Annotated in this window: 24 protein-coding genes; 7 read left to right on the plus strand and 17 right to left on the minus strand. The window is 57.1% G+C overall.

All coding sequences use genetic code 11. The features are described from left to right. Positions 1 to 200: 200 nt before the first annotated feature. Positions 201 to 1,307, minus strand: coding sequence for an SDR family oxidoreductase (locus RAC90_RS06080; protein WP_033737689.1), 1,107 nt, complete (start codon positions 1,305 to 1,307; stop codon positions 201 to 203). 325 nt (positions 1,308 to 1,632) lie between these two features. Here RAC90_RS06080 and RAC90_RS06085 point away from each other — a divergent pair, with 325 nt between their 5' ends. After that, positions 1,633 to 2,262 carry a flavin reductase family protein gene (locus RAC90_RS06085; protein WP_375093134.1) on the plus strand — a complete coding sequence of 210 codons (630 nt, stop codon included), beginning with the start codon at positions 1,633 to 1,635 and terminating at the stop codon, positions 2,260 to 2,262. A gap of 1 nt (position 2,263) precedes the next feature. Here RAC90_RS06085 and hutH (RAC90_RS06090) read toward each other — a convergent pair whose 3' ends face one another. The 7 genes from hutH (RAC90_RS06090) to hutI all read right to left on the minus strand — a co-directional run bounded on the left by hutH (RAC90_RS06090) (position 2,264) and on the right by hutI (position 9,480). Continuing rightward, on the minus strand, positions 2,264 to 3,760 hold the full coding sequence (gene hutH / locus RAC90_RS06090; RefSeq protein ID WP_054634260.1) for a histidine ammonia-lyase: 1,497 nt from the start codon (positions 3,758 to 3,760) through the stop codon (positions 2,264 to 2,266). Next, positions 3,760 to 4,551 (minus strand): ABC transporter ATP-binding protein, encoded by a 792-nt coding sequence (locus RAC90_RS06095; protein WP_054634261.1) that lies wholly within the window; start codon positions 4,549 to 4,551, stop codon positions 3,760 to 3,762. Before RAC90_RS06095 ends, hutH (RAC90_RS06090) begins: the two co-directional genes overlap by 1 nt. Before the next feature lies 1 nt (position 4,552). Further along, the gene (locus RAC90_RS06100) at positions 4,553 to 5,284 is read right to left on the minus strand and encodes an ABC transporter permease (protein WP_054634262.1); all 732 of its coding nucleotides are present in this window, start codon (positions 5,282 to 5,284) and stop codon (positions 4,553 to 4,555) included. Positions 5,285 to 5,295: 11 nt separating this feature from the next. After that, positions 5,296 to 6,015, minus strand: coding sequence for an ABC transporter permease (locus RAC90_RS06105; protein ID WP_054687958.1), 720 nt, complete (start codon positions 6,013 to 6,015; stop codon positions 5,296 to 5,298). A gap of 12 nt (positions 6,016 to 6,027) precedes the next feature. Further along, positions 6,028 to 6,876, minus strand: a complete 849-nt coding sequence (locus RAC90_RS06110; protein WP_054687959.1) for a transporter substrate-binding domain-containing protein — start codon at positions 6,874 to 6,876, stop codon at positions 6,028 to 6,030. A gap of 601 nt (positions 6,877 to 7,477) precedes the next feature. After that, the gene (gene hutG, locus RAC90_RS06115) at positions 7,478 to 8,266 is read right to left on the minus strand and encodes an N-formylglutamate deformylase (RefSeq protein WP_054687960.1); all 789 of its coding nucleotides are present in this window, start codon (positions 8,264 to 8,266) and stop codon (positions 7,478 to 7,480) included. Next, entirely contained in the window at positions 8,263 to 9,480 is a 1,218-nt protein-coding gene (gene hutI / locus RAC90_RS06120) for an imidazolonepropionase (protein ID WP_054687961.1), read from the minus strand. The genes hutG and hutI overlap by 4 nt, the downstream gene beginning before the upstream one ends. 84 nt (positions 9,481 to 9,564) lie before the next feature. Between hutI and RAC90_RS06125 the strand changes: the two genes are divergently transcribed. Together RAC90_RS06125 and RAC90_RS06130 are read left to right on the plus strand one after the other, a co-directional pair. Next, positions 9,565 to 10,917: a formimidoylglutamate deiminase gene (locus RAC90_RS06125; RefSeq protein ID WP_375124116.1), complete on the plus strand. Its 1,353-nt coding sequence runs from the start codon at positions 9,565 to 9,567 to the stop codon at positions 10,915 to 10,917. Further along, on the plus strand, positions 10,917 to 11,462 hold the full coding sequence (locus RAC90_RS06130; protein WP_054687963.1) for a HutD family protein: 546 nt from the start codon (positions 10,917 to 10,919) through the stop codon (positions 11,460 to 11,462). Before RAC90_RS06125 ends, RAC90_RS06130 begins: the two co-directional genes overlap by 1 nt. Here RAC90_RS06130 and hutC read toward each other — a convergent pair. Continuing rightward, positions 11,446 to 12,201, minus strand: coding sequence for a histidine utilization repressor (hutC, locus tag RAC90_RS06135; protein WP_054634269.1), 756 nt, complete (start codon positions 12,199 to 12,201; stop codon positions 11,446 to 11,448). The genes RAC90_RS06130 and hutC overlap by 17 nt on opposite strands. A gap of 303 nt (positions 12,202 to 12,504) precedes the next feature. On the opposite strand from hutC, the gene hutH (RAC90_RS06140) reads away from it, so the two are divergent. The 3 genes from hutH (RAC90_RS06140) (at position 12,505) to RAC90_RS06150 (ending at position 17,328) form a co-directional block, all read left to right on the plus strand. Then, positions 12,505 to 14,061, plus strand: coding sequence for a histidine ammonia-lyase (gene hutH, locus RAC90_RS06140; protein ID WP_054687964.1), 1,557 nt, complete (start codon positions 12,505 to 12,507; stop codon positions 14,059 to 14,061). 10 nt (positions 14,062 to 14,071) lie between these two features. After that, positions 14,072 to 15,754, plus strand: coding sequence for a urocanate hydratase (gene hutU, locus RAC90_RS06145; RefSeq protein ID WP_058707630.1), 1,683 nt, complete (start codon positions 14,072 to 14,074; stop codon positions 15,752 to 15,754). Between the two features lie 410 nt (positions 15,755 to 16,164). Then, a complete protein-coding gene (locus tag RAC90_RS06150) occupies positions 16,165 to 17,328 on the plus strand; it encodes a M20 aminoacylase family protein (protein ID WP_054634272.1) in 1,164 nt (387 codons plus the stop codon). On the opposite strand, the gene ybiB is transcribed toward RAC90_RS06150, so the two are convergent. From ybiB to RAC90_RS06170, 4 genes are all read right to left on the minus strand, one after another. Next, positions 17,325 to 18,293 carry a DNA-binding protein YbiB gene (ybiB, locus tag RAC90_RS06155; protein ID WP_054634273.1) on the minus strand — a complete coding sequence of 323 codons (969 nt, stop codon included), beginning with the start codon at positions 18,291 to 18,293 and terminating at the stop codon, positions 17,325 to 17,327. The two genes, RAC90_RS06150 and ybiB, sit on opposite strands and share 4 nt — an antisense overlap. A gap of 27 nt (positions 18,294 to 18,320) precedes the next feature. After that, positions 18,321 to 20,483 carry an ATP-dependent DNA helicase DinG gene (dinG, locus tag RAC90_RS06160; protein WP_375124117.1) on the minus strand — a complete coding sequence of 721 codons (2,163 nt, stop codon included), beginning with the start codon at positions 20,481 to 20,483 and terminating at the stop codon, positions 18,321 to 18,323. 197 nt (positions 20,484 to 20,680) lie between these two features. Beyond that, the gene (locus tag RAC90_RS06165) at positions 20,681 to 21,199 is read right to left on the minus strand and encodes a GNAT family N-acetyltransferase (RefSeq protein ID WP_039341460.1); all 519 of its coding nucleotides are present in this window, start codon (positions 21,197 to 21,199) and stop codon (positions 20,681 to 20,683) included. Next, positions 21,196 to 21,759: a helix-turn-helix domain-containing protein gene (locus RAC90_RS06170; RefSeq protein ID WP_006118574.1), complete on the minus strand. Its 564-nt coding sequence runs from the start codon at positions 21,757 to 21,759 to the stop codon at positions 21,196 to 21,198. Before RAC90_RS06170 ends, RAC90_RS06165 begins: the two co-directional genes overlap by 4 nt. 147 nt (positions 21,760 to 21,906) lie before the next feature. On the opposite strand from RAC90_RS06170, the gene RAC90_RS06175 reads away from it, so the two are divergent. After that, complete coding sequence (locus tag RAC90_RS06175) at positions 21,907 to 22,641, plus strand: MerR family transcriptional regulator (RefSeq protein ID WP_006118575.1); 735 nt, start codon at positions 21,907 to 21,909, stop codon at positions 22,639 to 22,641. 172 nt (positions 22,642 to 22,813) lie between these two features. On the opposite strand, the gene RAC90_RS06180 is transcribed toward RAC90_RS06175, so the two are convergent. Genes RAC90_RS06180 through RAC90_RS06195 form a run of 4 tightly spaced genes read right to left on the minus strand, consistent with a single transcriptional unit; the run spans position 22,814 to position 26,508 of the window. Then, positions 22,814 to 23,545, minus strand: coding sequence for an ABC transporter permease (locus tag RAC90_RS06180; RefSeq protein ID WP_033737703.1), 732 nt, complete (start codon positions 23,543 to 23,545; stop codon positions 22,814 to 22,816). Further along, positions 23,533 to 24,480: an ABC transporter ATP-binding protein gene (locus tag RAC90_RS06185; RefSeq protein ID WP_205952826.1), complete on the minus strand. Its 948-nt coding sequence runs from the start codon at positions 24,478 to 24,480 to the stop codon at positions 23,533 to 23,535. The genes RAC90_RS06180 and RAC90_RS06185 overlap by 13 nt, the downstream gene beginning before the upstream one ends. Beyond that, positions 24,473 to 25,603 (minus strand): ABC transporter permease, encoded by a 1,131-nt coding sequence (locus RAC90_RS06190; protein WP_375124118.1) that lies wholly within the window; start codon positions 25,601 to 25,603, stop codon positions 24,473 to 24,475. Before RAC90_RS06190 ends, RAC90_RS06185 begins: the two co-directional genes overlap by 8 nt. A 47-nt stretch (positions 25,604 to 25,650) precedes the next feature. After that, positions 25,651 to 26,508, minus strand: coding sequence for an ABC transporter substrate-binding protein (locus RAC90_RS06195; RefSeq protein WP_050504735.1), 858 nt, complete (start codon positions 26,506 to 26,508; stop codon positions 25,651 to 25,653). Between the last annotated feature and the right edge of the window lie 133 nt (positions 26,509 to 26,641).

Here is a 26,641-nt window from a genome sequence, read left to right on the forward strand (position 1 = left end):
TCTCATATTTTCAGGCGCGCGTACAATACGCTGTGGCGGGCAGAAAATAAACCGCATTCTCGGTCAGAGCGGCCAGCAGGCCGACGTTGCGGACGTGCGAAATCGCGAGGGTACGGCGTCGTTGCAGGAAAGCGAGGTGAGCAAAAAAGCAAAATGCGCCCCGCCAGCAACAATGCTGGCCGGGCGTTAAGTCTGCGGGATTATTTAAAATCGACGCGCATTAAATCCTGAATCGGCATGCCACGGGTGGTTTCAACACAGCGATCAATATAGCTGGTGAATCCTGGCGGTGAGCTCATGCCCAGACGCAGTAATTTGTCGTTAGAGAACACTACATTCAGACGGGCGAACTCGCCGTAAAGACGCATTGCGCGCAGCATCAGACGTTCGTTGCAGGGTCCGTAGATCTTTTTAAAGTTCTTACGCTCTTTAACGATTTCGCTGAAATCAACCTGCAGATAATTCGGCGCCAACGGGGCACTTTTTTCTGCACTGGCAAAAGCCGAATCAATTTCAGAGAAGGTGTTACTGCTGCGCTCGCCAGCAGAGATGTGATAAACCATCTCCTCGGTGCAGCCATGATCCATCAGGAACACCAGCGATTTGGCACAGTAGTCTACCGGGATGACATCAACACGGTCGTCGAGTGAGCAGAGGAATTTCTCCAGCTTCATGACCATTTTAAACACCCAGAAGATGCTGCCTGACGGCGTGCACCCTTCCTGAGAGTGGCCCACCACAATGGACGGACGCGCGATGACCAGTGGCAGATGCGGCAATTCCTGTTTGATCTTATTTTCGATATACGACTTGGAATAGGTGTAATCGACAATGTGATCTTCGCGTGAAGACAGCACCAGATCTTCTTTTACAATCTCACCGTGATCCGGGGCAGACGACATCGCCGTGCCGACGTGGACGAATTTAACAAATTCAGGCAAGGCTGCCATTCTGGCGGCCAGTTTAAACGTCCCTTCCACGTTGACGCGCCAGATATCGTTATTCTCACCAAATGACGCAATCGCTGCGCAGTTGATAACGTGGCTGATCTGATCGATGCGCGCATCATCCAGGAAAAGCTCCGGGGCCAGTAAATCGCCGACCAGAATCTGATCTGCTGTCAGGCGCGCAATCGCCTGCGCCGAACATGAAAACTTGGTTAAATTATCTTTAACCCTCTCCAGTCCCTGGTTAGCATCGCTGGCTCTGACGAGCAGCAATAACTCAACATCCTGGCGCATCAGCAATTCTGCCACGACTGCACCACCAACGAATCCAGAAGATCCTGTAACAAGAATTTTTTTCATATTCGACCACGAGAACAATTGATGAGATTGCATAATGCCTCAGTTTCGTTAAACAAATACGAAACTTTCATTAGCACAAAATGTATAAAATGATTCCGTTTAACTTTCGTTTACTTTTTAAACACATCTTTTCGCGGATTGCTCATCAAATAAATAGTTAATCTTTTGATATTTATCGTTATTAATGCTGTAGTACAGAACATTCCCTCCTGTCGCTGAACCAGACTAATCTGGTTAACAATGCGCAAAAAAGCGGCGCGGCTCTGACGGTTTAACGCATGGCGGACAGGCCAGGCTAGACTCTTTTTTTATCCAGGAGATGACGATGCATAAACGCTATTCCTATCAGCCCCGCGCCGGACACGGTTTGCCTCACGATCCACTGAATGCCATCATTGGCCCACGTCCAATAGGCTGGATCAGCAGCACCAGCGCCAAAGGCGTGCGCAACCTTGCCCCCTACAGTTTTTTTAACTGTTTCAATTACCAGCCGCCCATTATTGGCTTCGCCAGCAGCGGCTGGAAAGACAGTGTGCAAAACATCGCTGAAACAAAAGAATTTGTCTGGAATCTGGCGACCCGACCGCTGGCGGAGGCCATGAATGAAAGCTCAATTTCTGCCCCAGCCGATCAGGACGAGTTTGCCCTGGCAGGCTTGACCCCTCTGGCCGCCTCGCAGGTCAAGGCCTGTCTGGTACAGGAAAGTCCGGTGAATTTTGAATGCAGGCTGACACAACTGATTCAGTTACAGGATGCCGGCGGGCGCGCCATCGACAGCTGGCTGGTGCTGGGCGAAGCCGTTGCCATCCACATTGACGAAAGCCTGCTGGAAAACGGTATTTATCAGACGGCGAAAGCGGAACCGATTTTACGCGCCGGTGGGCCCAGCGCGTATTATGGCATCAGTGAAGCACAGCGCTTTGACCTGGTGCGGCCCGATGCGCGCCGCAGCTAAGTCAGAGCAGTTCTGCCGAATGCGTCCGTAACGTATTGACCGCACGGGCGATCTCAGGTGCCAGCCAGCGATCGTCCTGCCAGCGGGTAACGACTTCGCGCAGTTGCCGCCAGGCGCGTCGCGTGCCGCTGGCCAGTTGTGCCTCACCGTGGAACTCCAGCGCCTGTGCGGCCAGCAGGTATTCAATCGCCAGAACCTGATAGACGTTATTGACGAGCCTGAGCAATTTCAGCGCCGCGCCGGTACCCAGACTGAGGTGATCTTCCTGCAGTCCGGAAGTCATATAATTATCCAGTACCGCGGGCTGGGCCAGTTGGCGGTTTTCAGCGCACAATGAGGCCGCCACATATTGCGCAATCATCATGCCGGAATTCACGCCAGGCTGCGCGACCAGAAAAGGCGGTAAGCCACTGACCAGCGGGTTCACCAGCCTGTCCAGACGCCGTTCTGCAATACTGCCCAGTTCCGCCAGTGCAATCGCCAGCAGATCACAGGCCATCGCCACCGATTCGCCATGAGGATGGGCTTGTGACACCACGCGCCAGGCCTGCGGCGTACCCAGCACTAATGGATTATCGGTACAGGCATTCAGTTCGATGGCGATCTGGCGAGCAGCGTGATCAAACTGATCGCGGCAGGCACCGTGCACCTGTGGCATCGACCGCAGGCTTAGTGCATCCTGCGTGCGAATGCCACTACTCACCTTTAATAATGGGCTGTCACAGAGTAACCGCCGAAGCCGTTGGCCGCTGCGCTGAATACCCGGACTGGCTTTCAGCGCCAGCACGTCTTCATCGAAGGCGACCACCTGACCGCGTAATGCCTCAAAACTCATCGCGCCGGTTACATCAGCCCAGTCCAGTAACCGCTGCGCATCATCCAGTGCCAGGCAGGCCAGTCCGGTCATGCACGGTGTGCCGTTAACCAGACTCAACCCCTCTTTTGCACCTGGCCGTAACGGCACTAAACCATGACGCGCCAGCGCCTGCGAGGCGGGCATGATCTGCCCGTCGCACTCAGCATCTCCTACGCCAATCAACGTCAGGCTGATATGCGCCATATGAGTCAGGTAACCCACCGATCCCTGCGAAGGCACCTGCGGCGTAATATGCAGATTCAGCAGCGCCAGCAGGTGTTCAACCAGCGCGACCGAAACGCCGGATTTGCCGTGACTGTAGTTGGCAATCGCGACGCAGAGGATGGCGCGTACCTCCTGCTTCGTCAGCAATGGCCCGACGCCGCAGGCATGACTTAACAACGTATTGCGCGACAGCTGGCTGAGTTCTTCTTCCGCCAGCACGATATTGCAGAGTGCACCCAGCCCGGTGTTAATGCCGTAGGCAATCTGACCACTCGCCACGATGTGCGTCACTATCTCACGTCCCCGCGCAATGCGCTGCCAGGCCGCATCACTCAGTACCAGTTCCGCATCATGACGGGCAACCTCAACGACCTCCTGCCACGTTAAGGCCGTATCGCCCCAGACAACGCGCCGCATTACACCGGCTCCGCTGCATGGTGGCTGGAAATAAACTGCCTGAAACGGGCGGAGCCGCCTTCGCCAAACATCTCGGCAGGCGTTCCCTGACAGTCAATGGTGCCCTGATGCATAAACACCACACGGTTCGAGACATGACGCGCGAAGCCCATTTCATGTGTAACCACCAGCATGGTGCGCCCCTCTTCAGCCAGACTGCGCATTACCTTCAACACCTCACCGACCAGTTCAGGATCCAGTGCCGAGGTAGGCTCGTCGAACAGCATCACTTCCGGATCCATGGCCAGCGCGCGGGCAATCGCGACGCGCTGCTGCTGACCACCAGACAACTGCGCTGGATAAAAACTTTTACGATTGAGCAGGCCGACACGATCCAGCAACTGCTCAGCCTGAGCGATACAGGTTTGCTTATCACGTTTTAAGACGTAATGCGGCCCCTCGATTACGTTTTGCAGTACCGTCATATGGGACCAGAGATTAAAGCTCTGAAACACCATACCCAACCGTGAGCGTAGCCGCTCAATCTGTTTGGGGTTGGCTGCCAGTTGATGGCCGCGGGCGTGACGCTTCATCTCAATCGTTTCACCGCCGACGCTGACCACGCCGGCATCTGGCGTTTCAAGTAAATTAATGCAGCGTAACAGCGTACTTTTGCCCGAGCCGCTGGCACCGAGAATGGAAATCACATCCCCTTTATGGGCCTGGAGTGAAATGCCTTTCAGGACCTCCATCGCACCAAATGATTTACGAATATCGCTGGCGGACAGCGTCACTGCGGGTAAATCCTGCATTTTACTCTCCTCCCGTCATGGGTTTAACGGCCGCTAATGGCGCTTTTTCAGGCTGATGGACCGGTGTCAGTCGGCGCTCCAGCAGCGCATACAACTGGATAATAATGAAGTTGAGAAGCAGATAGATGGCTGCCGCACAGAGAAACACTTCCATCGTGCGGTAGGTCCGCTGGATAATCTGTTGCGCCACGCCTGTGACGTCCCAGACGGTCACCAGGCTGGCGAGCGCGGTGGATTTCACCAACAGAATCGCTTCCGTTGAATAGGCTGGCAAAGCATAGCGCAGCATGACCGGGGCAATAATGCGCCGCAGCAGCAAGCCCCGCGACATGCCGCAGGCAATACCGGCTTCCACCTGTCCCACCGGTACGGCCAGCAGCGCCCCGCGCAGAATCTCTGCGGTGTAAGCGGCGGTACACAGCGACAGCGCCAGCACGGCGCAGCTGAACGGTTCACGTAAAAAGGGCCAGAAAATACTGTGGCGAATCACACCAAACTGTCCCAGACCGTAATAAATCAGGAACAGCTGGATCATCAGAGGCGACCCCCGGAATACCAGAATATAGCCGCGGGCAAAACCGCTCACCAGGCGCCAGCGGCTCAGGCGCAGCGCCAGAATCCCTATCGCCAGCAGCCCGCCGCACAGGAATGAACAGATAAACAGGCCGAGCGTAACCGGCAGTGCGGCGCTCAGTTTCAGGAACGTATCCGTAAGAAAAGCAAAATCGATCATGATGCGGTTCCTTAATGCTGTGCCGCGGTCCGGCTCTGCCAGGCCCGGCCCAGTCGGGCTTCCGCGCGCAGAAACGCCCGATTCGACAGAACGGTTAACAACAGATAGCATCCCCCGCCGATCATATAGAAGGTGAAATAGTCCCGCGTTGAACCTGCGGCAATCTGGCTGGCGCGCATCAATTCTACAATGCCCGTAACTGAAACCAGCGCTGAATCCTTCAGGCTCATCTGCCAGACATTTGAGAGACCTGGCAGCGCATACCGCGCCACCTGAGGCAACAGAATACGCTGGCGAATACGCCAGCGTGACATGCCGATCGCCAGCGCGGCTTCTACCTCGCCATGGGCAAGCGCCAGCCGGGCGGCACGGTAAACTTCAGCCTGATACGATCCTGAAATCAGGCCGATTGCTAGCGCCCCGATCAGAAATGGCGGCGCTTCGATGAATCCCTCTGCACCAAATACCTGTCCGATCTGGGTGATCAGGCCTGCGCTCCCAAAGTAGAACAGGTAGATCACCAGCAACTCAGGAATGCCACGAAAAATTACCGAGTAACCTTCACCCAGCCAACGCAGCGGGCGGTGAGCGGATAACTTAGCGGCCGCAATGCCTGAGCCCACGACGGCACCGACCAGTAATGCGACCAGCGACAGCAGTAAGGTGGTGAGCGTGGCAGACAAAATCAACCGCCCCCAACCATCGGCACCCAATCCCAGCAGGCTCATCATGCTCCACCTCACTTATGGCGTAACGTCAGTTTTAAACCATTTTTCACTGAGTTCTTTTACCGTGCCGTCAGCGAGTGCAGCCTTGATGGCCTCATCGAGTTTGGCTTTCAGATCGTTATCTGCCATCCGCACGCCCAGGGCTTCACCTTCTCCCCAGACAGGCCCACCCAGTTGCGGTCCGCTGAAGGTCAGGTTGCTGTTGTCTTTACGTGCCAGCATTGATTTGGCAAACGTCACATCATCAAATACCGCATCAATGCGTCCGGCCTGCAGATCGAGGATGGCATCGGCGGAGGTGGTGTACTCACGTACGTCGGCAATGCCTTTGAAATATTTATCGATAAACGGCGTATAGACCGTGCCGGAGGCAATGCCGATAGTTTTTCCTTTCAATGCGGCTTTCATCGGTGCCAGCGCGGCGTCGATCGCTTTTTCGTCGTCATTCAACTTAATCACGCCTTTGCCGGGCGGCAGCAGCGTGCCTTTCACCGCAATGAAAGTGGCGGGCGTGGAGGCATAAGGAATCGTGAAATTCACGACTTTTTTACGTTCCGGGGTAATGACGATGGCATCCATAATGACGTCGTATTTTCCGGCATTCAGCCCGGCAATCATGCCATCCCAGTTCTGAACCACCAGTTTGCATTCCATCCCCATGCGTTTACACAAATTCGCCATGAGCTCTGGTTCAAAACCGCCTAATTTGCCGCCTGGCAAGGTCAGGTTCCAGGGCTCGTAACTGCCCTCTGTGGCAATCGTGATGGATTTCCACTCTTTCGCCTGTACTGCAACGGTGCTGACAAGCAGGCTGGAAAACAACGTCGAAAGGCAAAAACGGCGAAACGTTACGGGGTGCTTCATTCGGCTTCTCCTGGATTAAAAAGGCGTTTTAAGCGTGTCGCTGTTGTTATTAACAAAAATCTCACAAGATGATGAATCATGTATATACAAGCAAGCGACGCAGCGTTCATTGACGTCCTGATATTTTTGTGAGCCAGACACGATAAATAGCTGCGAGGTTTCTCTGAACCTTCACTTGTACATACAAGCTAGCAAAGGTCGTGCCAGCTCCGCTGTCGCTCTCAACGGCGAAGCGCCGACTGATGACCGTCCAGCCTGGCGGATTGATGCACTATCAGGGCGCATAATTGCATGAATGCAGTGCATCTTATTCAGCGTGGTTAGGCTTCATCCCCTCTGTCCGTGAGCCAGTTGGAAGGACAACCTGTTTAGCTGCGCCTCAAATGGCGAGGTGGACAAAAAAGAAGTTTGTTAAACCGCGTCAGGCCGCAAAGATCGTCAGCCGTGTTGAACACGAGCGAGGACACCGCTGGGCGGCCTTCGTCAGCGACATCAGGCTGTACACGCTGGTATCGGTATGCCGAAAGAAGGAGTTAGAGAAGCACGGTAAGCATCAGCCCGCCTTAACCCAGGCGGGCGCTGCGCATCATGAACGTCGCCGTCAGCCCTTGCCCTGCGCCACAAAGCTGTGTAACAGCGGCTTCAGGACTTTTTTCAGTTCTGCCGCGCGGGCTTCATGCCAGGTAAAGGGCGGTGTCTCGTCCATATAATTGATTTGCGACAGCTCCAGTTGCACCGCCTGGATCTGCCGATCGGGTTGACCGTAAGCGCGCGTAATGTAGCCGCCTTTGAAACGGCCATTGACAACCCAGCTGTAGCGATCCTGCGCGCTGCATACCGATGTCAGCCCGTCGATGACGCGATTGCTGCAACTGGCCCCGTCATTGGTACCAATATTGAGATCCGGCAGGCGACCGTCAAACAGTCGTGGAATTTCACTGGCAATCGAATGGGCGTCAAACAGCAGCGCATAGCCAAATTCCGCTTTTATATGCGCCAGCGTCTGCTGGATCTGCTGGTGATAAGGCTGCCAGATTGTCTGAATATATCCCTGTCGCTGTGCATCCGTGGGAGCTTTGCCCGCAACAAACGTCGGCGTGCCGTCAAACAGGGTTTCCGGAAACAGGCCGGTGGTGGCGGTCGTATAAAGCGGTTGATTGTCTGAGGGACGATTGAGATCGACAACAAAGCGTGAGTAGCGGCCAATGACCAGGCTGGCTCCCATATCACGCACAAAATCATATAGTTGTGGAATGTGCCAGTCCGTATCCGGTAAGTCACGGGCGGCATCGCTGAGCCCGGCTTCAACTTCCGGTGTTAACATCGTGCCGGCATGGGGAATACTGACCAGCAGCGGGACAGTCCCTTGGGTAAAATGAAAAGGTGTCATTGTACTTCTCCGCGGTAGATAACGGTACAGGGCAGTTCACCGCCCAGCCAGTAAACCAGTTCCGCCGGGCGGGCCAGCGGCCAGTGAACAAAACTGGCCACTTTTCCCGCCTCCAGCGAACCGTGACTTGCCTCCAGCCCCAGCGCCTTTGCCCCCCACAGGGTCACGCCTGCCAGCGCTTCTTCCGGTGTCATGCCGAACAGGGTGCAGCCCATATTCAGCATCAGGCGCAGCGACAGCGCGGGCGATGTGCCGGGGTTGGCATCACTCGCCAGTGCCATGGGCACACCATAGCGTCGGAACAACGCTACCGGCGGGCGCTGCGTTTCCCGCAGCAGATAAAACGCGCCGGGCAATAACACGGCTACCGTACCCTGTTCTGCCATTGCCTGAACATCCGTTTCCGTTGCATATTCCAGATGATCGGCGGACAGCGCGCCATAACGGGCGGCCAGCGCCGCTCCGCCCAAAGAGGAAAGCTGCTCGGCATGCAGTTTCACCGGCATGCCCAGCGCCGTTGCCCGGTCAAATACCCGGGCGACCTGCTGCGGGGTAAACGCCAGATGTTCGCAGAATGCATCCACCGCATCCGCCAGGCCTTCGGCGCTGATCTGAGGTAACAGGCGGTCACAGATGATCGTGATCCAGCCATCGGGATCCTGTTTAAATTCGGGCGGAACCGCATGAGCGGCCAGGCAGGTGGCCTGCACATCCGCAGCCACCTCCTGACTGAGCTGTCGAATGGCACGCAGCATACGTAATTCACTTTCTTCATCCAGACCGTAGCCGGATTTAATCTCGACGGTGGTCACGCCCTCGGCCAGCAAGCGATTCAACCGCCAGCGGGCTGTCTCCACTAACGTTTGTTCACTGGCGTCACGGGTGGCCCGAACGGTAGAAAGGATGCCGCCGCCCTGGGCCGCAATATCGGCATAGCTCACGCCGTTGAGGCGCTGCTCAAACTCCTGACTGCGATCGCCACCAAAAACCAGATGCGTGTGGCAGTCCACTAAACCCGGCGTGATGATCCCGCCCGGCAGACGATGATGTTCACGCGTTTCAAAAGCCGGCATCGCGGCGGCGGGCCCAACCCACACCAGCCTGCCCGCCTTTACTGCCAGCGCACCCTGTTCGATAAGATGATAGTGGCCGCTTTGCATGGTTACCACATCTGCCCCGCTCCACACGCTGTCTACCTGGAGTTTTTCTGCCATTCCCGCCTCACAATGCGCTTGCCGTTTACAGCAAACTTTAAAGTATGTATATGTATATACAACTACATCCCTTGAGGATCAACCATGGCTACTTTTTTTGCGCCACGCGCATGGCTGGCCGGAGGCTGGCATAAACAGGTGCGTATCAGTGTCAACGCGGCGGGCATGATTGATGCGATTACGCCCGACGGTGATGACAGGGAAGCGACACGTTTAGCCGGTAACGTGATTCCCGCTATTGCGAATTTGCATTCACATGCTTTTCAACGTGCCATGGCCGGTCTGGCTGAAGTGGCGGGCGATCCGCAGGACAGCTTCTGGACCTGGCGCGATCGGATGTATCGCATGGTGCAGCGTCTGACGCCCGGGCAGGTAGGTGATATCGCCGCCCTGCTGTATATCGATATGCTAAAAGGCGGCTATTGCCAGGTCGCAGAATTTCATTATCTGCATCACGATGTTGACGGTAAACCTTATGCGGACGATGCCATGCTGCGCCAGCTTATTGCGGCGGCAGAGACGGCAGGCATAGGTCAGACGTTGCTACCGGTGCTTTACAGCTACAGCGGTTTTGGCGCTCAGCCGCCGGTGCCGGGACAAAAGCGCTTTATTCAGCAGACCGACAGCTATCTGCAACAGCAGGTACGTCTTCAGACATGGATAAAAGATAAACCCCTGCACAACGCAGGCCTCTGCTTTCACTCACTGCGCGCAGTCAGTGAAGCGCAAATGCATGCCGTGCTCAGCGCCAGCGAGACCACGTTACCCATCCATATTCACATCGCCGAGCAGGAGAAGGAGGTCAATGACAGTCTGGCCTGGAGCGGCGAGCGTCCGGTGAGCTGGCTGATGACGCGTTTCGATGTCGATGCACGCTGGTGCCTGATTCATGCAACGCATCTCGATGACAGCGAAGTGACGCGCCTTGCCGCCAGCGGTGCGGTTGCCGGGCTCTGCCCGACCACGGAAGCCAACCTCGGTGACGGTATTTTTCCCGCCGTGGACTATATCGCCCAGGGCGGACGCTGGGGCATTGGCTCCGACAGTCATGTTTCGCTCAGTGTTCAGGAGGAGTTGCGCTGGCTTGAATATGCCCAACGCCTGCGCGACCGTCGTCGCAATCGCATCACGCTGCCCGACCAGCCCTCAGTCGGCAATCTGCTGTGGCAACAGGCCGCGGCGGGCGGTGCCCAGGCCTGCGGAATAAAGAGTGGGGCGCTGGCCGTCGGGCAACGCGCCGACTGGCTGGTATTACGCGATGACGCCTGGCTGGGCAGTGTGGATGAGCCTGCCCTGCTCAATCGCTGGCTGTTTGCTGGTCAGCACGAGCAGATTCGCGACGTGTATGTGGCGGGTAACCGGGTGATCAGCGACGGCCATCATGCAGAAGAAGAAGCCTGTGCAGCCCGTTTCGCGCAGGCAATGGCAGCGTTGTGATGAGAAGCGTTTTTTCTTTAGACAGCTTACCCGTCAGTCGCTGGCGCAACGGCGGTGGCGAAACACGTGAAATTATCGACTATCCGCCCGGGGCAGGCGACTTCGCCTGGCGCGCCAGTATTGCCACCATCGCCAGCGACGGCCCCTTCTCGGCGTTTACCGGTGTCGATCGCATTATTACTCTGCTAAACGGCAGCCCTGTTCTGCTGCGTGGCGAGAATATCGCGCATCGCCTGTTGCCGGAAAAGCCCTGGGCTTTTGCGGGGGAGCAGGCACTTGAGGCTCGGTTGCAGGGTAAAGCGCCCAGTCAGGATTTTAACATCATGACACGACGAGGTGAATGGCGGGCACAGGCTGACGTCGTCACCGACGCTGTCAGCAGCGAGCACGGTGTGGCCTGGGTGCTGGCAGGAGAATGGCGCATCGTGAACGATGCGCCATTAGCGGAGCAGCACGGCGTCTGGTGGGTCGATCATCTCACCCGACTGCAGCCGGACAGCCAGGATGCGAGGTTACTGTTTATTCGTCTTACCCGTGCCCTTTAAAGCGCCCCAGCAGCTTGTAACGCGAGCCGGGATAGAGTAAACGCGCATAGGTCACAATCTTGTTATCGCTCCAGGTCTGGCGACGGATGAGCAGACAAGGCTCGTGCTCATCAATCGACAGATGTTTACGCTGTCGCGCATCCGGCATCACCGCCTCAACGATATGTTCACCCGCCGTCAACGGTGCCGCGCGCATCAGGTACGTATAAGGCGTGAGCGTGTGGTAATCCTGGGCCAGGTAATCCGGGGCCAGTTGTGGATTCACCAGCCGATCTTCCAGCTGCACCGGCATGTCATTTTCATAATGTACAATCAGAGAATGAAACAGCGTTTGTCCGGTTGTCAGGCCCAGAACGGAAGCCTGCTCCGGATCCGCTTTGTTCTGACCAATGGTGAGAATTTTGCAGCTGTGCTGATGACCCCGCTGCGCAATTTCATCCGCGATGTTGTGCACCTCAAGCATGGCTGTGTAGCCTTTCATCTCCGCGACAAACGTACCAACCCCTTGCATACGTACCAGAAATCCTTCGCTGGTTAATTCCCGCAATGCCCGGTTAATCGTCATACGACTTACGCCAAGCTCATTCACCAGCTCGCTTTCTGAAGGCACCCGTTGGTTAGCTTTCCAGTGGCCTTCACGAATCTGGCTGATGATCGCCTGTTTGACCCGTTGATAGATGGGTGCGGGTTCGTCACTCATGGCCGCTGCCAGTTGTGCAATTGCCGTGTGCTCGGCCATATCGTATTCCTTAAGCTGATAATGCCCAAAGTTTACTGCCTGACGGGCTGGATGTATATACATTCCAGCCCAAGATCGGCACGTAAACCGTGCACCTGTTGCCCTACAGCGGTGCAGGAAACCCGCCTGTTGCTCACGTTAGCCCTCTGTTAATGCCTGATCAATTTTGTGATCGGTCTGGCATGCCGATTGCAACTTGTATAGACAAGAATAGACAGTTATGTTTCACTCGCGTTATTCCGCTATTCGGGTCAACAGAACGGCCAGCGAATAAGCCAACCCTTGTATAGACAGGAGCAAAGTATGTCAGGTTCGTCTCAGGGATTACGTCTGGTGCCAGGCAAGGTCGATCTCGCGATATTGCGCGCAATATATCAAGGCAACGTCACACTCAGCCTTGATGACGGCGCTCGCCACGCCATCACTGAAGCGCAACAAACCGTTGAAGCGATTGTGGCCTCCGGTAGCGTGGTGTACGGCATCAATACCGGTTTCGGTAAACTGGCGCAGACTCAAATTCCCGCCAGCCGTCTTGCCGATCTGCAGCGAAACCTGGTGCTGTCTCACAGCGTCGGCCTGGGGGAACTTCTGCCCGATAACGTGACGCGCCTGGTGGTCGCCAGCAAAATCATCAGCCTTTCCCGTGGTCATTCTGGCGTGCGGATTGAACTGGTGGAGGCGTTGCTGGCCCTCTTCAATGCGGGCGTGATGCCGTGCATTCCCGCCAAAGGATCGGTGGGGGCCTCCGGCGATCTGGCCCCACTGGCGCACATGTCGCTGATGCTGCTGGGTGAAGGTGAAGTACGGGTCAACGGTAAACACATTCCGGCAACGGAAGGTCTGGCAAAAGTAGGCCTGACGCCGTTTGTGCTGGGTCCCAAAGAAGGGCTGGCCTTACTCAACGGTACCCAGGTATCGACTGCCCTGGCCCTGCGCGGCCTGTTCGAAGCGGAAAATCTGTTTGCCGCAGGCTTAATGGCGGGCGCGCTGTCGCTGGAAGCGATTAAAGGCTCATTAAAACCGTTCGACGCGCGTATTCATCAGGCGCGTGGCCAGCATGGCCAGATTGCCGTGGCAGCCGCCGTCACCGCCCTGATTGAAGGCAGCGAGATCCTGGGTTCTCATACCCATTGTGGGCGCGTGCAGGATCCCTACTCTGTCCGCTGCGTCCCCCAGGTCATGGGAGCGTGCCTGGATAACCTCAGCCATGCCGCCCGCATCCTGCAGATTGAAGCCAACGCCGCGTCCGATAACCCGCTGGTGTTCACCGAAACCGGTGATGTGATCTCCGGTGGCAACTTCCATGCTGAACCCGTAGCTTTTGCCGCAGACATTATTGCCCTGGCCGTCGCCGAAGTGGGTGCCATTTCTGAACGTCGACTGGCCCTGCTGCTGGATACCGGTCTGTCCGGTCTGCCCCCTTTCCTGGTCCGCGACGGCGGCGTGAACTCCGGTTTTATGATTGCTCAGGTCACCGCGGCGGCGCTCGCCTCCGAAAATAAATCGCTGGCGCATCCCGGCAGCGTCGACAGTTTGCCTACCTCGGCTAACCAGGAAGATCACGTGTCGATGGCCACCTATGCCGCCCGCCGACTGGGCGACATGTGCTTTAACAGCGCGGCGGTAGTCGGCATTGAAGCCATGGCAGCGGCCCAGGGCATTGAGTTTCATCGTCCCCTGCAAAGTTCTGCACTGATAGAACAGGCCATTGGCACGATCCGCGAACGCGTCGCCTTCCTTGAGGAAGACCGCCTGCTGGCACCGGACATCGAAGCGATGCGCCAGTGGGCAAGCCGCTGCGACTGGCCGCAGGCACTCACCGCATTGTTACCCAGCATGGGCACCCATTCAGTTGAATAAGGAATCCGTCATGAGCGAAACCCTGTCAAAAGTGGTAGCACGCGAGATTCGTGCGCCGCGTGGAAATACACTGCACTGCGCAAACTGGTTGATTGAAGCGGCCTACCGCATGATTCAGAACAACCTCGATCCCGATGTGGCAGAGCGCCCGGAGGATTTGGTGGTCTATGGCGGGATTGGTAAAGCCGCGCGTAACTGGGCATGCTTTGAGCAAATTTTACGTTCGCTACAGGTGCTGCAACCCGACGAAACCCTGCTGATCCAGTCGGGCAAGCCGGTTGGCGTGTTTCGCACCCATGCGGATGCGCCACGCGTACTGCTGGCTAATTCTAATCTGGTGCCGCACTGGGCCAACTGGGATCACTTCCATGAACTGGATAAGGCCGGGCTGATGATGTACGGCCAGATGACCGCCGGGTCCTGGATTTACATCGGTGCGCAGGGGATTGTACAGGGCACCTACGAGACGTTTGTCGAGGCCGGACGTCAGCATTACAACAATGATTTAAGTGGACGCTGGATCCTGACGGCCGGATTAGGCGGCATGGGCGGTGCCCAACCGCTGGCCGGCGTGCTGGCCGGGGCCTGCGTGCTGGCCATTGAATGTCAGGAATCGCGTATCGATTTCCGTTTACGCACCCGCTATGTCGATCACAAAGCCACCTCGCTGGATGAAGCCCTGACGTTAATCCACGCGGCCACGCAGGCGAAGAAAGCAATCTCCGTGGGTCTGTTAGGCAACGCGGCAGAAATCCTGCCGGAGCTGGTGAAACGCGCAAAAGCCGGTGGGCCGAAGCCGGACATCGTGACCGATCAAACCTCGGCGCACGATCCCGTCAACGGCTATCTGCCGATTGACTGGGATGTGTCGCGCTGGGAGCAGGAACGTAAGGCGAATCCCAAAGCCGTAGAAAAAGCCGCCCGCGCCTCCATGGCGGTGCATGTGCAGGCGATGCTCGACTTTTGTCACATGGGCATCCCTACTGTGGATTATGGCAACAATATCCGCCAGGTCGCGCTGGATGAAGGCGTCAGCAACGCGTTTGATTTCCCCGGTTTTGTGCCCGCCTATATCCGTCCCCTGTTTTGCGAGGGCAAAGGGCCGTTTCGCTGGGTGGCCCTGTCTGGCGATCCGGAAGATATCTATAAAACGGACGCTAAACTCAAAGCACTCTTCCCTGAACATAAAACGCTGCATCGCTGGCTGGATATGGCGCAGGAACGCATCGCTTTCCAGGGGTTACCGGCACGTATCTGCTGGCTGGGGCTGGGCGAACGCCATCTTGCGGCGCTGGCCTTTAATGACATGGTGCGCACCGGCGAGCTGAAAGCGCCGATAGTCATTGGCCGCGATCATCTCGACTGCGGTTCCGTCGCCTCGCCCAACCGTGAAACCGAAGCGATGAAAGACGGTTCGGACGCGGTCTCTGACTGGCCATTACTGAACGCCCTGCTCAACACGGCGGGCGGTGCGACCTGGGTCAGTCTGCACCACGGCGGCGGTGTGGGCATGGGCTTCTCTCAGCACGCCGGCGTGGTGATTGTGTGTGACGGCAGTGAAGCGGCAGATGCGCGTCTGGGCCGCGTGCTGTGGAACGATCCCGCCACCGGCGTGATGCGCCATGCCGATGCCGGCTATGAACTGGCGCAGACCTGTGCCCAAAAGCACGGACTGAACTTACCGATGCAATAACGGTATCAAAACGCGCGGTTCCGGCGAGCACCATGCCGGAACCGCACAGCCCCAGCCTGCTGTCACATCGAGCCACGTCAGACGGTAATGAACCTAGGACAATCCGGATGATACGCCCATAAACCGTGTTGAACCCATGGCGTCATCGAATGCCAGAGTACGATGGATCTTACCGGGAGCCTGTGCCGTGCCCCTGCTGGCCGATCCGTCCTGCTAAGACAGCCTTATCGGTATTGGCTTTCTGTGCGTGAAACGAGAACCGGCATAAACGACTGCATTTTTGTACACTTGCTTATTACTTATTCCATTTTGATTTAGCCTGTCATCCCATTTCGCCTTTTCGGTAATAGACGTACCGCTGTCAGATCTCTAAAGTGAAGCTTCCTGAATGATATGGAGCGCGATACTGCATGACTCTTTCCCCTGCCCTGCTTGACGAAGCGCTGCGCTGGCGCCATCAGTTTCATCGCGAACCTGAACTGGGTTATCAGGAACATCAGACCAGCGATAAGGTCGCTCAGGAGCTGGAACTTGCAGGCCTGCAGGTGTTTCGCGGTCTGGCTGGCACCGGCGTGGTGGGCACGCTGGAAAATGGCGCCGGACCGGTTATCGGCCTGCGCGCGGATATGGATGCGCTGCCGATCAACGAGAAAGGTGATGCGGCCTGGCGCTCTGCCAGGCCCGGCGTGATGCATGCCTGCGGCCATGATGGTCACACGGCAATTTTGCTGGCGGCAGCAAAACATCTGGCGGCTACGCGTCGCTTCAGCGGCACTGTGCATTTCATTTTTCAGCCGGCGGAAGAGAATCTGGGCGGTGCACGCAAAATGGTTGAAGAGGGCTTATTTACGCGCTTCCCGATGGATGCCGTTTACGCGATGCATAACTGGCCGGGCTTACCGCTGGGATCGCTGGCCGTCAATCCCGGCGCAATGATGGCCTCGCTGGACGCCTTTGAAATCACCCTGAGCGGTAAGAGTTGCCATGCGGCCATGCCGGAGAGCGGTGCCGATCCGATGGTGGTCGCCGCCGAACTGATCCTGGCGCTGCAAACTATTCCCTCACGTCGCCTGTCGCCGCTGTCATCTGCGGTTGTCAGCGTCACCCAGATTCAGGGCGGTGAGGCGATTAACGTGATTCCGGAGCAGATTGTTCTGCGCGGAACGGTGCGCTGTCTGCAGGACGACGTGCGCAAACGGGTTCATGCCCTTGTTGATGATTTTGTGACGACGCTGCCGAAACCTTTTGGCGTGTGTGGGGCCATTCACTGGCTGCCCGGCTATCCGGTAACGGCGAATCATGCTGGCCCGGCTCAGCAGGTGCATGACGTTGCCGTTAGTACCTTCGGCGAAGGTAAGGTGCGCTGGCAGGTGAATCCGTCCATGGCCTCGGAAGACTTTGCCTGTATGCTGGAAGCCTGCCCAGGCGCCTACTTCTGGCTGGGTGCCGATGGCGCAACGCCCTCCGCACCGCTGCACAATGCCCATTATGACTTCAACGATGCGCTGATTCCGTCCGGAATCCAGTTCTGGCAGAACCTGGTGGAACAGGCTCTGCCACAGACGCGCGCTTAAAAACCCGCTGCCGCGAGCCTGTCCAGACCGGCCTGCAGCGTCGCCGCCTCACCGCTGGCACGCAGGCAGCATGCAATCTGCAGACGCAGCGAGGCGGGCAGTGGACGTTGCTGATTCAGCACCTCCAGCGTCCAGCACGCGGTCTCCTCTGCCGATTTGTCCGCGGGAAGCGCTATACTGATTTCCGGCTGCCTCTCCACCCAGACCTCGGCCTGCTGTCCAGCACCGCCCACGTAGCTGATGGACGGGCAGCGCTGCGGATTGGCGTAAACCTCGCCCTCTGTGCCATTCAGCAAAATAGCCGGGGCATCGATATCATTAAAAAACGTTGCCACCCGCGGCACGTATTCGGGATGCGAGACGCTCGACAGGCGTAGCGCCTCGCGTTCGCCAAACGGGGTGGCCAGTTTTGCCAGCGTATGGGCGCTGTTGCGGACGCCCATGCGCCAGCGCAGCGACAGCTGTTTTGCGATTGGCGGACAGAGGTGATCGATGGTGATAAACACCAGTTCACCCTTGTCGAGCAACGTCTGCGCCTGCTCTGCAGTGGTGACCGGCATGATGCCCAGCGCCGCAAACACCGCTTCGCTGGTGATGCGCGTCGCATCGTCGCTGACGCCGTGAACCAGCACCGGCAAACCCAGCCGGTTCAGCACCAGCGCCAGCAGGGGCGTCAGATTGCCCTGACGACGCGCACCGTTATAGCTGGGAATGACTACGGGCATCGGACGGCCTGCGGGTGCCTGCAGGCGCAGCATACGCGCCTGCATCGCCTGATAAAATCCGCGCATCTCCGCCTCGCCCTCGCCCTTGATACGCAGGGCAATTAAAATACTGCCCATTTCAAGATCCGGTACGCTGCCGTCCAGCATAGCGCCGTAAAGTGCAACAGCACTGTCGAAATCAATATCACGTGCATGATTCTTACCACGCCCGACTTCTTTGATAATTTTATTCAGTTCCATCACTCGTTTCCGTTCAGTGGTACCGACTTAACGCCGCGTCGCACGCGGTTTGCGCGCGCCAAGTTTGGATCGGGCCTTCAGGGCTTCAGGCTCAGGCGTCACCGGTTGTTCAATGGCGAACACGGGCAACGCGGCTAACAGCCGGGCACCGTAAGCTTTGCTCAGCAGACGGCGATCGTAAATCACGATTTCGCCATAGCACTGGTGGCTGCGAATTAAGCGCCCGACCTGCTGAATTAACGTAAAGGAGGCGCTGGGCAGGCTTTGCACTTCAAACGGATAGCGTTTGAGACTTTTTAGCCACTCTCCCTCGGTTAAAATTACCGGACTGTCTATGGGCGGGAAAGCGATTTTATGAATGTGCACCTGGCTGAGCAGCTCGCCTTTTAAATCCAGCCCCTCGGCAAAGGACTGCAAACCAATCAGAATGCTGGTTTCGCCCTGTTCTATCCGCTTACGGTGCAGGGCGATCAGCCGGCTACGCGGTTGATCGCCCTGCACCAGCATCATCAGGCGCAACTCGGGCAACGCCTCGACAAATTGCTGCATGGCCCGACCGCTGGCAAAGAGGACCAGAATGCCTTTGTGTTTATCGGTCTGCATTTGCTGACGAAAAAAGGCCGCCATCTCGGCGATATGGGCTGCTTCATTCGCCATCAGCGGCTCGTAGCGCATCTGCGGGATGACGAGCTTACCCTGGTCGACGTGGCTGAACGGCGAGTCCAGCGCCACGAAGCGGTCCCCGGCCTTTTCATTTAGCCCGGACATCTCCTGGAGGCGGGTAAAACTGTTTAATGAGCGCAGCGTCGCAGAGGTCACCACCACATGCGGGATCTTTCGCCACAACATTTTTTCCAGTTGATCGCAGACGCGAATGCCTGCGCAGTGAAACAAGAGATGTGCCTGCCCCTCACGCAGCTCGCGGGTAATCCATTTGGAGACGGGTGCGCCAGAGGCTTTCTCCATCGCGGCCAGCCGCCACAGTTTGCTGACCGATTCAAACCAGCCAAAGTGGCGGTTAAGCTGCAATAAATTGCGATGCAGACGGACCAGATCAACGCTACCGGTTTGTTCACTCAGCGCGTTGATCAGTCCCTCTGCCAGCCCGCGCAGCGCATCGCTCAGCTTAAACAGACGCGCGCACAGCGCCAGCACATCCTCCGGCAACGCGCCCAGTACAAAGCGAAACTCGCCGGGCTGATTATGCGCGGGTAACAGCGGACTTAATGCATCGCTTATCACGGTCAGTAACTCGCGCAGTTCATCACAGTGCGCTTTCAGGCGTTCTGAACTGGCCAGCGGAGGCGGCGATTTGGGCCGCATCTGGCTCATTATCGCCTCGACCAGTTTGACAAACAGATCGAGCTGCAGGCTGGTCCAGCCCGGCGTAATATCCGCGCTCATCTCCAGCGCATCCCGCGCCACGTCGGGCAGATGGTGGCCTTCATCCACCACCAGCATCAGGTTTTTGGCGGGCGGCAATACCGATTCATTTTCCATTGCCGCCATCACCAGCGCGTGGTTGGCGACCACCACATCGACCTGCTCGATTTCACGTCGCGCGATAAAAAACGGACACTCCCGATACCAGCGACAATGCACGCCCAGACAACTGGCTTTATCCGTCGACAGGCGCTGCCACAGGCTGTCGCTGACGTTTTCATCGCTGTGATCGCGCAGGCCATCCCACTGATGGCGATCGAGTGACTTTTGCAGCCGTCCGCACAGGATCTGCTCGTCTTTGGTGCTGCTGACCGCGTCATCATCCAGGTAGAACAGCAAATCAGCCTGCTGATGATCATCCGCCACCAGCGCAGCCAGGTTACGCGGGCAGACGTAACGTCCCCGCCCAAAGGCCGCTGTAAAGGTTAAATCCGGAATGATTTTTTTCAGCAACGGCAAGTCTTTGCTGAAGATTTGATCCTGCAAGGCCACGTTGGCCGTGCTGATCACCAGCCGTTTCTCTTCGGCACGGCTGACGGCGATACCGGGGATCAGATAAGAAAGGGTTTTGCCCACGCCCGTGGGCGCTTCCACGGCCAGGTGACGACCGTCATCACCCGACAGGCATTTTGCCACCTCAGCAATCATCTGACGCTGGGCCGGGCGAGGAATAAAATCGGGCACCTGTTGCTGCAGCGCTTTGTACCACTGTGCTATCTGGCTTTTTATTGCTGCTGTCAGGGCCATGTTCAGATTACCGTGTTACTCATTGGCCTGTATTTTTACACAGTATTGCGGTGTCGTCAGCTTTCAGGTCTGTTTTTTCGTGCCCGCTTCAGAAACGGGCGGCGAGGCGAGCGGGCTGAGCACCGGACAAACCACGCGGCGCAGTGCATGTTTGATTGCCGATCCCGTTGACCCGGCGCACTCTCGCAGCACATCCGCTACGTCAGCAGCTTAAACATCACCGTGGTCGCGTCCATCTCACCGTGAATGGATTCCGCATAGAGAGGAATAAATCCGGCCACCTGCCAGTTCAGCGCCAGGTAAAGCTCGCTGGCGACATCGCCACGCCGCGTGTCCAGCACCAGTAAGCGTTTCCCCTGCTGGCGTGCCCGCTGCTCTGCCTGCTGCATTAACTGGCGTGCAATGCCCTGCCGCCGCGCGCGGGGATGCACTAATAATTTACTGATCTCGGCCCGGTGTCGGCCATTCGGCATTGCGCTCGCGTTCAGCATAACCGTCGCGACAACCGTGCCATGCTGACGGGCGACCAGCAGCTCACTTTGGCCCTGTTCCAGTCCGGCAAGCTGACGTTGCCAGAACTGATGAATGGCCGCCCGGTCATCGGGATCGATAAACCCGACGCTGGCCCCGTCGGCGACACAGGCCTGTAAAACCTCGACCAGCTCGCTTAACGCCTGGTGCGCCGCACCGGCGCTGAGTGATTCATAGAGTGTCATGGTTTACATACCACCAGCAGGTAACGCGCACCCTCAGTCAGATGCGCCTGAAAGCCGGATGCGCCCGTAAGATGGAAACGCAGGCTGTCGCCCGGACCGAGTGTCCAGCTCTGCGCGCCCATCGTTACCGTCAGTTGCCCTTGTCGCAGCCAGATATGCTGCTCCATGCCCTGCACGGGCGGCGCATTATAATCAATACGGGCACCCGGTCGCAGCGTTCCCTCAATAAGCTCACATCGGAAGGTGGCCGCAGGCGGCGATACGTTACGGCGAATAAAACCGCTGGCTTCGTCCTGCCAGACCGGTTGGCGATCGCGCGGAATCAGCAGATCGTTACCTTCTTCAACTTCGCTCAACAGGCGTGACATTGTTAAACTGTAAGCGACGCATAAGCGGTTCAGGAGAGCAGCCGTTGGACTGGTTTCAGCGCGCTCAATACGCGATAATGTTGCCCGGCTAATGCCTGTTGCGGTGGATAACTCATCCAGTGACCAGCCCTGTTTTATGCGCAGTTCTGCCAGGCGAGCCGCGAGGCGTTGTTCAGTATTATCAGCAGCCATTTTTATCTCTATTATGAAATTTAATTCTCACAATTGAGATAGGACACCATTTAAGCGCAGCCGTCAAGTTGTACATTTAAAAATTGGTTGTACAACTTAACAGGCTTCGCTATGGTGGTTTCATTCAGGTCAGTGAAAGAGGTAAATATGACCTTATACAGTATCGGCGACGTCGCCGAGCGCTGTGGCATAAATCCGGTTACCTTACGCGCCTGGCAACGACGTTATGGATTATTGAAACCACAACGTACTGAAGGCGGTCATCGACAGTTCGATGAAGAAGATGTTCAGCGCATCCAGGAAATTATGCGCTGGATTGAGAGTGGAGTCCCGGTAGGCAAGGTAAAAGCCCTACTGGAAGGCGGCGATGTTGATACGCATGATGGCTGGACGGCTATGCAGGACGAGCTTATCAGCATACTGCGCCATGTAAGACCGGCAAAGCTACGCAATAAAATCGCCTTAATTGGCCGCGAATATGCAGTCGATTCGTTGATCGATCATGTTTTTATGCCCGTAAGGCAAAAACTCAGCCTTGATCAGAATACGGCCCGCACGATGTGCAGCCTGCTGGACGGCATTCTGATCGACTATGTGGCGTTCTGTCTTGCCAGTAATCGCAAAAAGGCAGGCAAGGAAGCGCTGATCATTGGCTGGGGCATTGAGGATCGAACCCGCATCTGGCTGGAAGGCTGGCGGTTATCCCAGCACGGCTGGCGGATTGATGTGCTGTCAGAACCGCTGGATGTTCCGCGACCGGAGCTGTTTCCCGGGCTGAATATGTTTGTTTTTACGGGGAAAAAACTGACGCGTCGTCAGCAGGAACAACTGTCGCACTGGCAGGAGCAGGGATTCTCTGTTCTTTTGCATGAGGCTCACTGACACAAAAACGCACGCTCGGCACTATGACGGCTGCCTTGCGCGCGCTATCATCCCCGCCTTCACATCAACACCTTCAGGTTATTTATGAACTGGAAAAAAACCTTTTTCGCCACGCTGTTTGCTATTCTGGCGCTTGGCGGAACCAGTGGGCTGATGCTGGTTGGCTATTCGCTCATCGTCCATTCACGCTAAATCTGCGCTGTAGCCGTTCAAACAGGCGATCGCAGACAATCGCCAACAGTGCGACCAGTAAAGCGCCCTGCAGCACATAGGCGGTATTAAAGCCACTTAATCCAATAATGATGGGCGATCCCAGGCTTTTTGCCCCTACGGTAGAGGCGATGGCTGCCGTACCGATATTGATAATCACCGACGTGCGCATTCCCGCAATAATCACCGGCGCGGCCAGGGCGAGCTCCACCTGCCATAAGCGCTGCCAACGGCTCATTCCCACCCCTACGGCAATCTCCCGGCTGCTGGCAGGCACGTTGTCCAGCCCTGCTAAGGTGCCCTGAAGGATGGGCAGCAAACCATAGAGCAACAATGCCACGATCGCGGGCCAGGCGCCAAATCCCATCACCGGTATCGCAATGGCCAGCACGGCCACAGGCGGGATGGTCTGACCGGCTGCCGCAATGGTTTCCAGCAGAGGGCGGAAAGCGCGGCCACTGCGACGCGTCGCCAGCACGCCACAGCCGACGCCGATAACGGTTGCCAGCAGACTGGCTACGACCACTAAAAACAGGTGCGCCAGGGTGAGTTGCCAGAAACTGTCCTGCTGGTAGAGTGGGCGCGCAAGTTCAGGAAACCAGGCGGCAAACAGCGGGCCACTGTAGGGCATCGCCCAGAGCAGTCCCAGATAGAGCAGCACCAGCCACAGCAGCGGATCGGCTAACCGTCGCATCGGCCCGTCTCCGCATGATGCAGCAGGTCAGCGAAGTGAAGCACACCAAGCGGGCGGTGATCGCCATCGACTACCGGCAATTTATCGGTGCCGCGACTGATAAACTGCGACAGCGCCTCACGTAACGTCAGATCTGCCCTGAGCGGTTCTGCTTCCAGCCATTCGCCATGACGCACCACGCTGCCGACCTGTCCGAGCGCCAGTAGCCGCAGTCCTCTTTCACTGCGGCCAAAAAAATCCCGGACAAAATCGTTGCCTGGCCGGGTCAGCAACGTCAGCGGTTTGCCCTGCTGAACGATCTCACCGTCATGGAGCAGCACGATGTTGTCGGCCAGCGTCAGGGCTTCATCAATATCATGCGTCACCAACACAATCGTGCAGCCGGAGACCTGATGGATACGTAACATTTCCTGTTGTAGCGCGCTGCGCGTTACCGGATCCAGTGCACCAAACGGTTCATCCATCAGTAACACCTGGGGATCGGCTGCCAGCGCCCGGGCAACCCCGACGCGCTGCTGCTGCCCGCCGGAAAGCTGATGCGGATAGCGACGCAATAAGGCCGGATCCAAATTCAGTAGCGTGATGAGTTCCGCAATTCGTGCCTGGCGGCGTGCATTCGGCCAGCCAAGCAAGGCGGGCACCGTGGCAATATTCTTTTCGATCGTCCAGTGGGGAAATAACCCCGTCGACTGAATCGCATAGCCCATTTGTCGGCGCAGGGCCTGCGCATCCAGCTGACGAATCGACGTCCCCCGAAAGCGAATATCGCCCTGATCGTACTCCACCAGCCGGTTAATCATTTTCAGCGTGGTCGACTTGCCGGAACCCGACGTACCCAACAGAACGCTAAAGCTTCCCTCGGCAAGCGTCAGAGAAAGATTTTTCACCGCCGCCTGGCCCGCAAAGTATTTTGTGACGCGCTCAAACTCAATCATCGCTTCGCTCCAGCAGGGCTATCACTACCCGAAATAACGCATCCAGCACGACCGCCAGCGCAATGACCGGGATCACGCCTAACAGCACCAGATCCAGCGCATTGCTCAGCAATCCCTGGAAAATAATGGCGCCGAATCCGCCTGCGCCAATCAGCGCCGCGATCACCGCCATGCCCAGCGTCTGCACCACCACCACACGTAATCCTGCCAGCCACACTGGCAACGCCAGGGGGACGTCAACGGCAAGGAACTGCTGGCGGCGGCTCAGTCCCATGCCGCGCGCAGTTTCGCGCACGTCCGGAGGCACCTGTTGCAGACCGGTCACCACATTGCGCACAAGCGGCAACAGCGCATAGAGCACCAGGGCGATGATCGCGGGCGCCATCCCAATGCCGCTGATGCCCCATTCACCTGCCAGGGGAACACGTTTTGCCAGCGCCGCCAGCGGGGCAATCAGTAAACCAAACAACGCCACTGAGGGCACTGTCTGAACGACATTCAGTACGCCAAACACACTGCTTTGCCAGCCAGGCCGTCGGTAGAGCGCTATGCCAAGCGGCAACGCGATGAGTAAGGCAGGCAGAACGGTGCCGACTAATAACGTCAGATGGCGCAGTAAAGCGGCATCGAACACCGCCTCACGACTGGCATATTCTTTAAGCAGAGACAGCTGTGAAAGTTGACCGCTGAACAGCAGAAACAGAGGGATGATCCAGACCGACAGATTCAGCACGAGCTGCCAGCGCTTATGTTTGGTTAACTGACGCACCGTATCCGTGATGAGCAGTAGCGTAATGGCACTTGCACACCACATGCCGCTGGCAAACCGGGTACGCGCGAGCCGGCTACCCTGCTCCGCCACCCATGTTGCCTGATCGCCGCACACGCCAGTCAGCGCCGCCAATAGCAGGGCGGCGGTGAGGAATTGCAGGGCGCTGCGCAGGGAAGACGATCGTATCCATAACAGTGCCACCAGCATCAGCAACAGCGGGAGCACCAGGCTGCCGTGTGCGGTTTGCCAGAGCATCAGGGACTGGCCGCTGACCAGCCGGTTGGCCGCCACAATGACAAACGGCAGCCCGCCCAGCACCAGACTCAGGAGCAAAACAAGGACCAGAGCCACAGGCTGTCGCCAGGGCCAGTTGATGACCGACCGCGTAAGCGACACCGTTACAGCAGCTTTTGCTGTTGCAGCCACGCTTTTGCCACACTGCTGGCATCCTGCCCTTCCACAGCAATTTTGGCGTTGAGCTGTTGCAATGTCTTTTCGTCAAGTGCACTGAACGCCGGTTTTAGCCAGGCATCCATTTGCGGATAGGCTTTGAGCACTGCTTCACGTACAACGGGTGTGGGCGCATAGATGGGCTGCACACCTTTAGGATCGCTCAGGGTTTTCAGGCCCAGCGCGGCAACCGGGCCATCCGTGCCGTAGGCCATGGCCGCATTTACCCCGGAGGTTTGCTGGGCGGCCGCACCGATAGTCACCGCCGTATCGCCGCCTGCCAGCGATAACAGTTGATCCTGCTTAAGCGTAAAGTCATAGGCTTTTTCAAAGGCCGGCAACGCATCGCTGCGTTCAATAAATTCCGCCGAGGCAGCCAGCTTAAACGTACCGCCTTTTTTGAGATAAGCGCTCAGGTCCTGTAGTGAATTAAGCTGATTTTTTTCGGCCACATCATTGCGCACCGCAATGGTCCAGGTGTTATTGGCGGGCGCGGGCGTCAGCCAGATCAGGTGATTTTTCTCTGCATCCAGCTTTTTGACCTTCTCATAACCCTGACGGGCATTCTTCCAGGCACTGTCTTTTTCGTCGTTAAAAAAGAACGCGCCATTACCGGTGTATTCCGGGTAGATATCCAGTTCCCCCGCCGTAATGGCACCGCGTACCACTTGGGTGGCGCCCAACTGGATTTTATTCACGGTTTTGACACCATGCTTTTCCAGCACCAGCAGAATCACATTTCCCAACAGTGAGCCTTCGGTATCAATCTTGGAACCGACACGAACCGGTTCGGCCGCATGCGCCATCCCGAGACTAAACACTACTGCACCGATGCCCGCCCAACCGCGAATAGTTGCCATGTTGCTTTCCTTATCACGTTATTCACCTGGAGTCGCCGTTGGTTGTCAGCACTGCGAAACGCGCACGGGCACCCCACCG

This window comes from Pantoea sp. CS_6 (genome assembly GCF_041954745.1).
Lineage (GTDB): Bacteria > Pseudomonadota > Gammaproteobacteria > Enterobacterales > Enterobacteriaceae > Pantoea > Pantoea stewartii.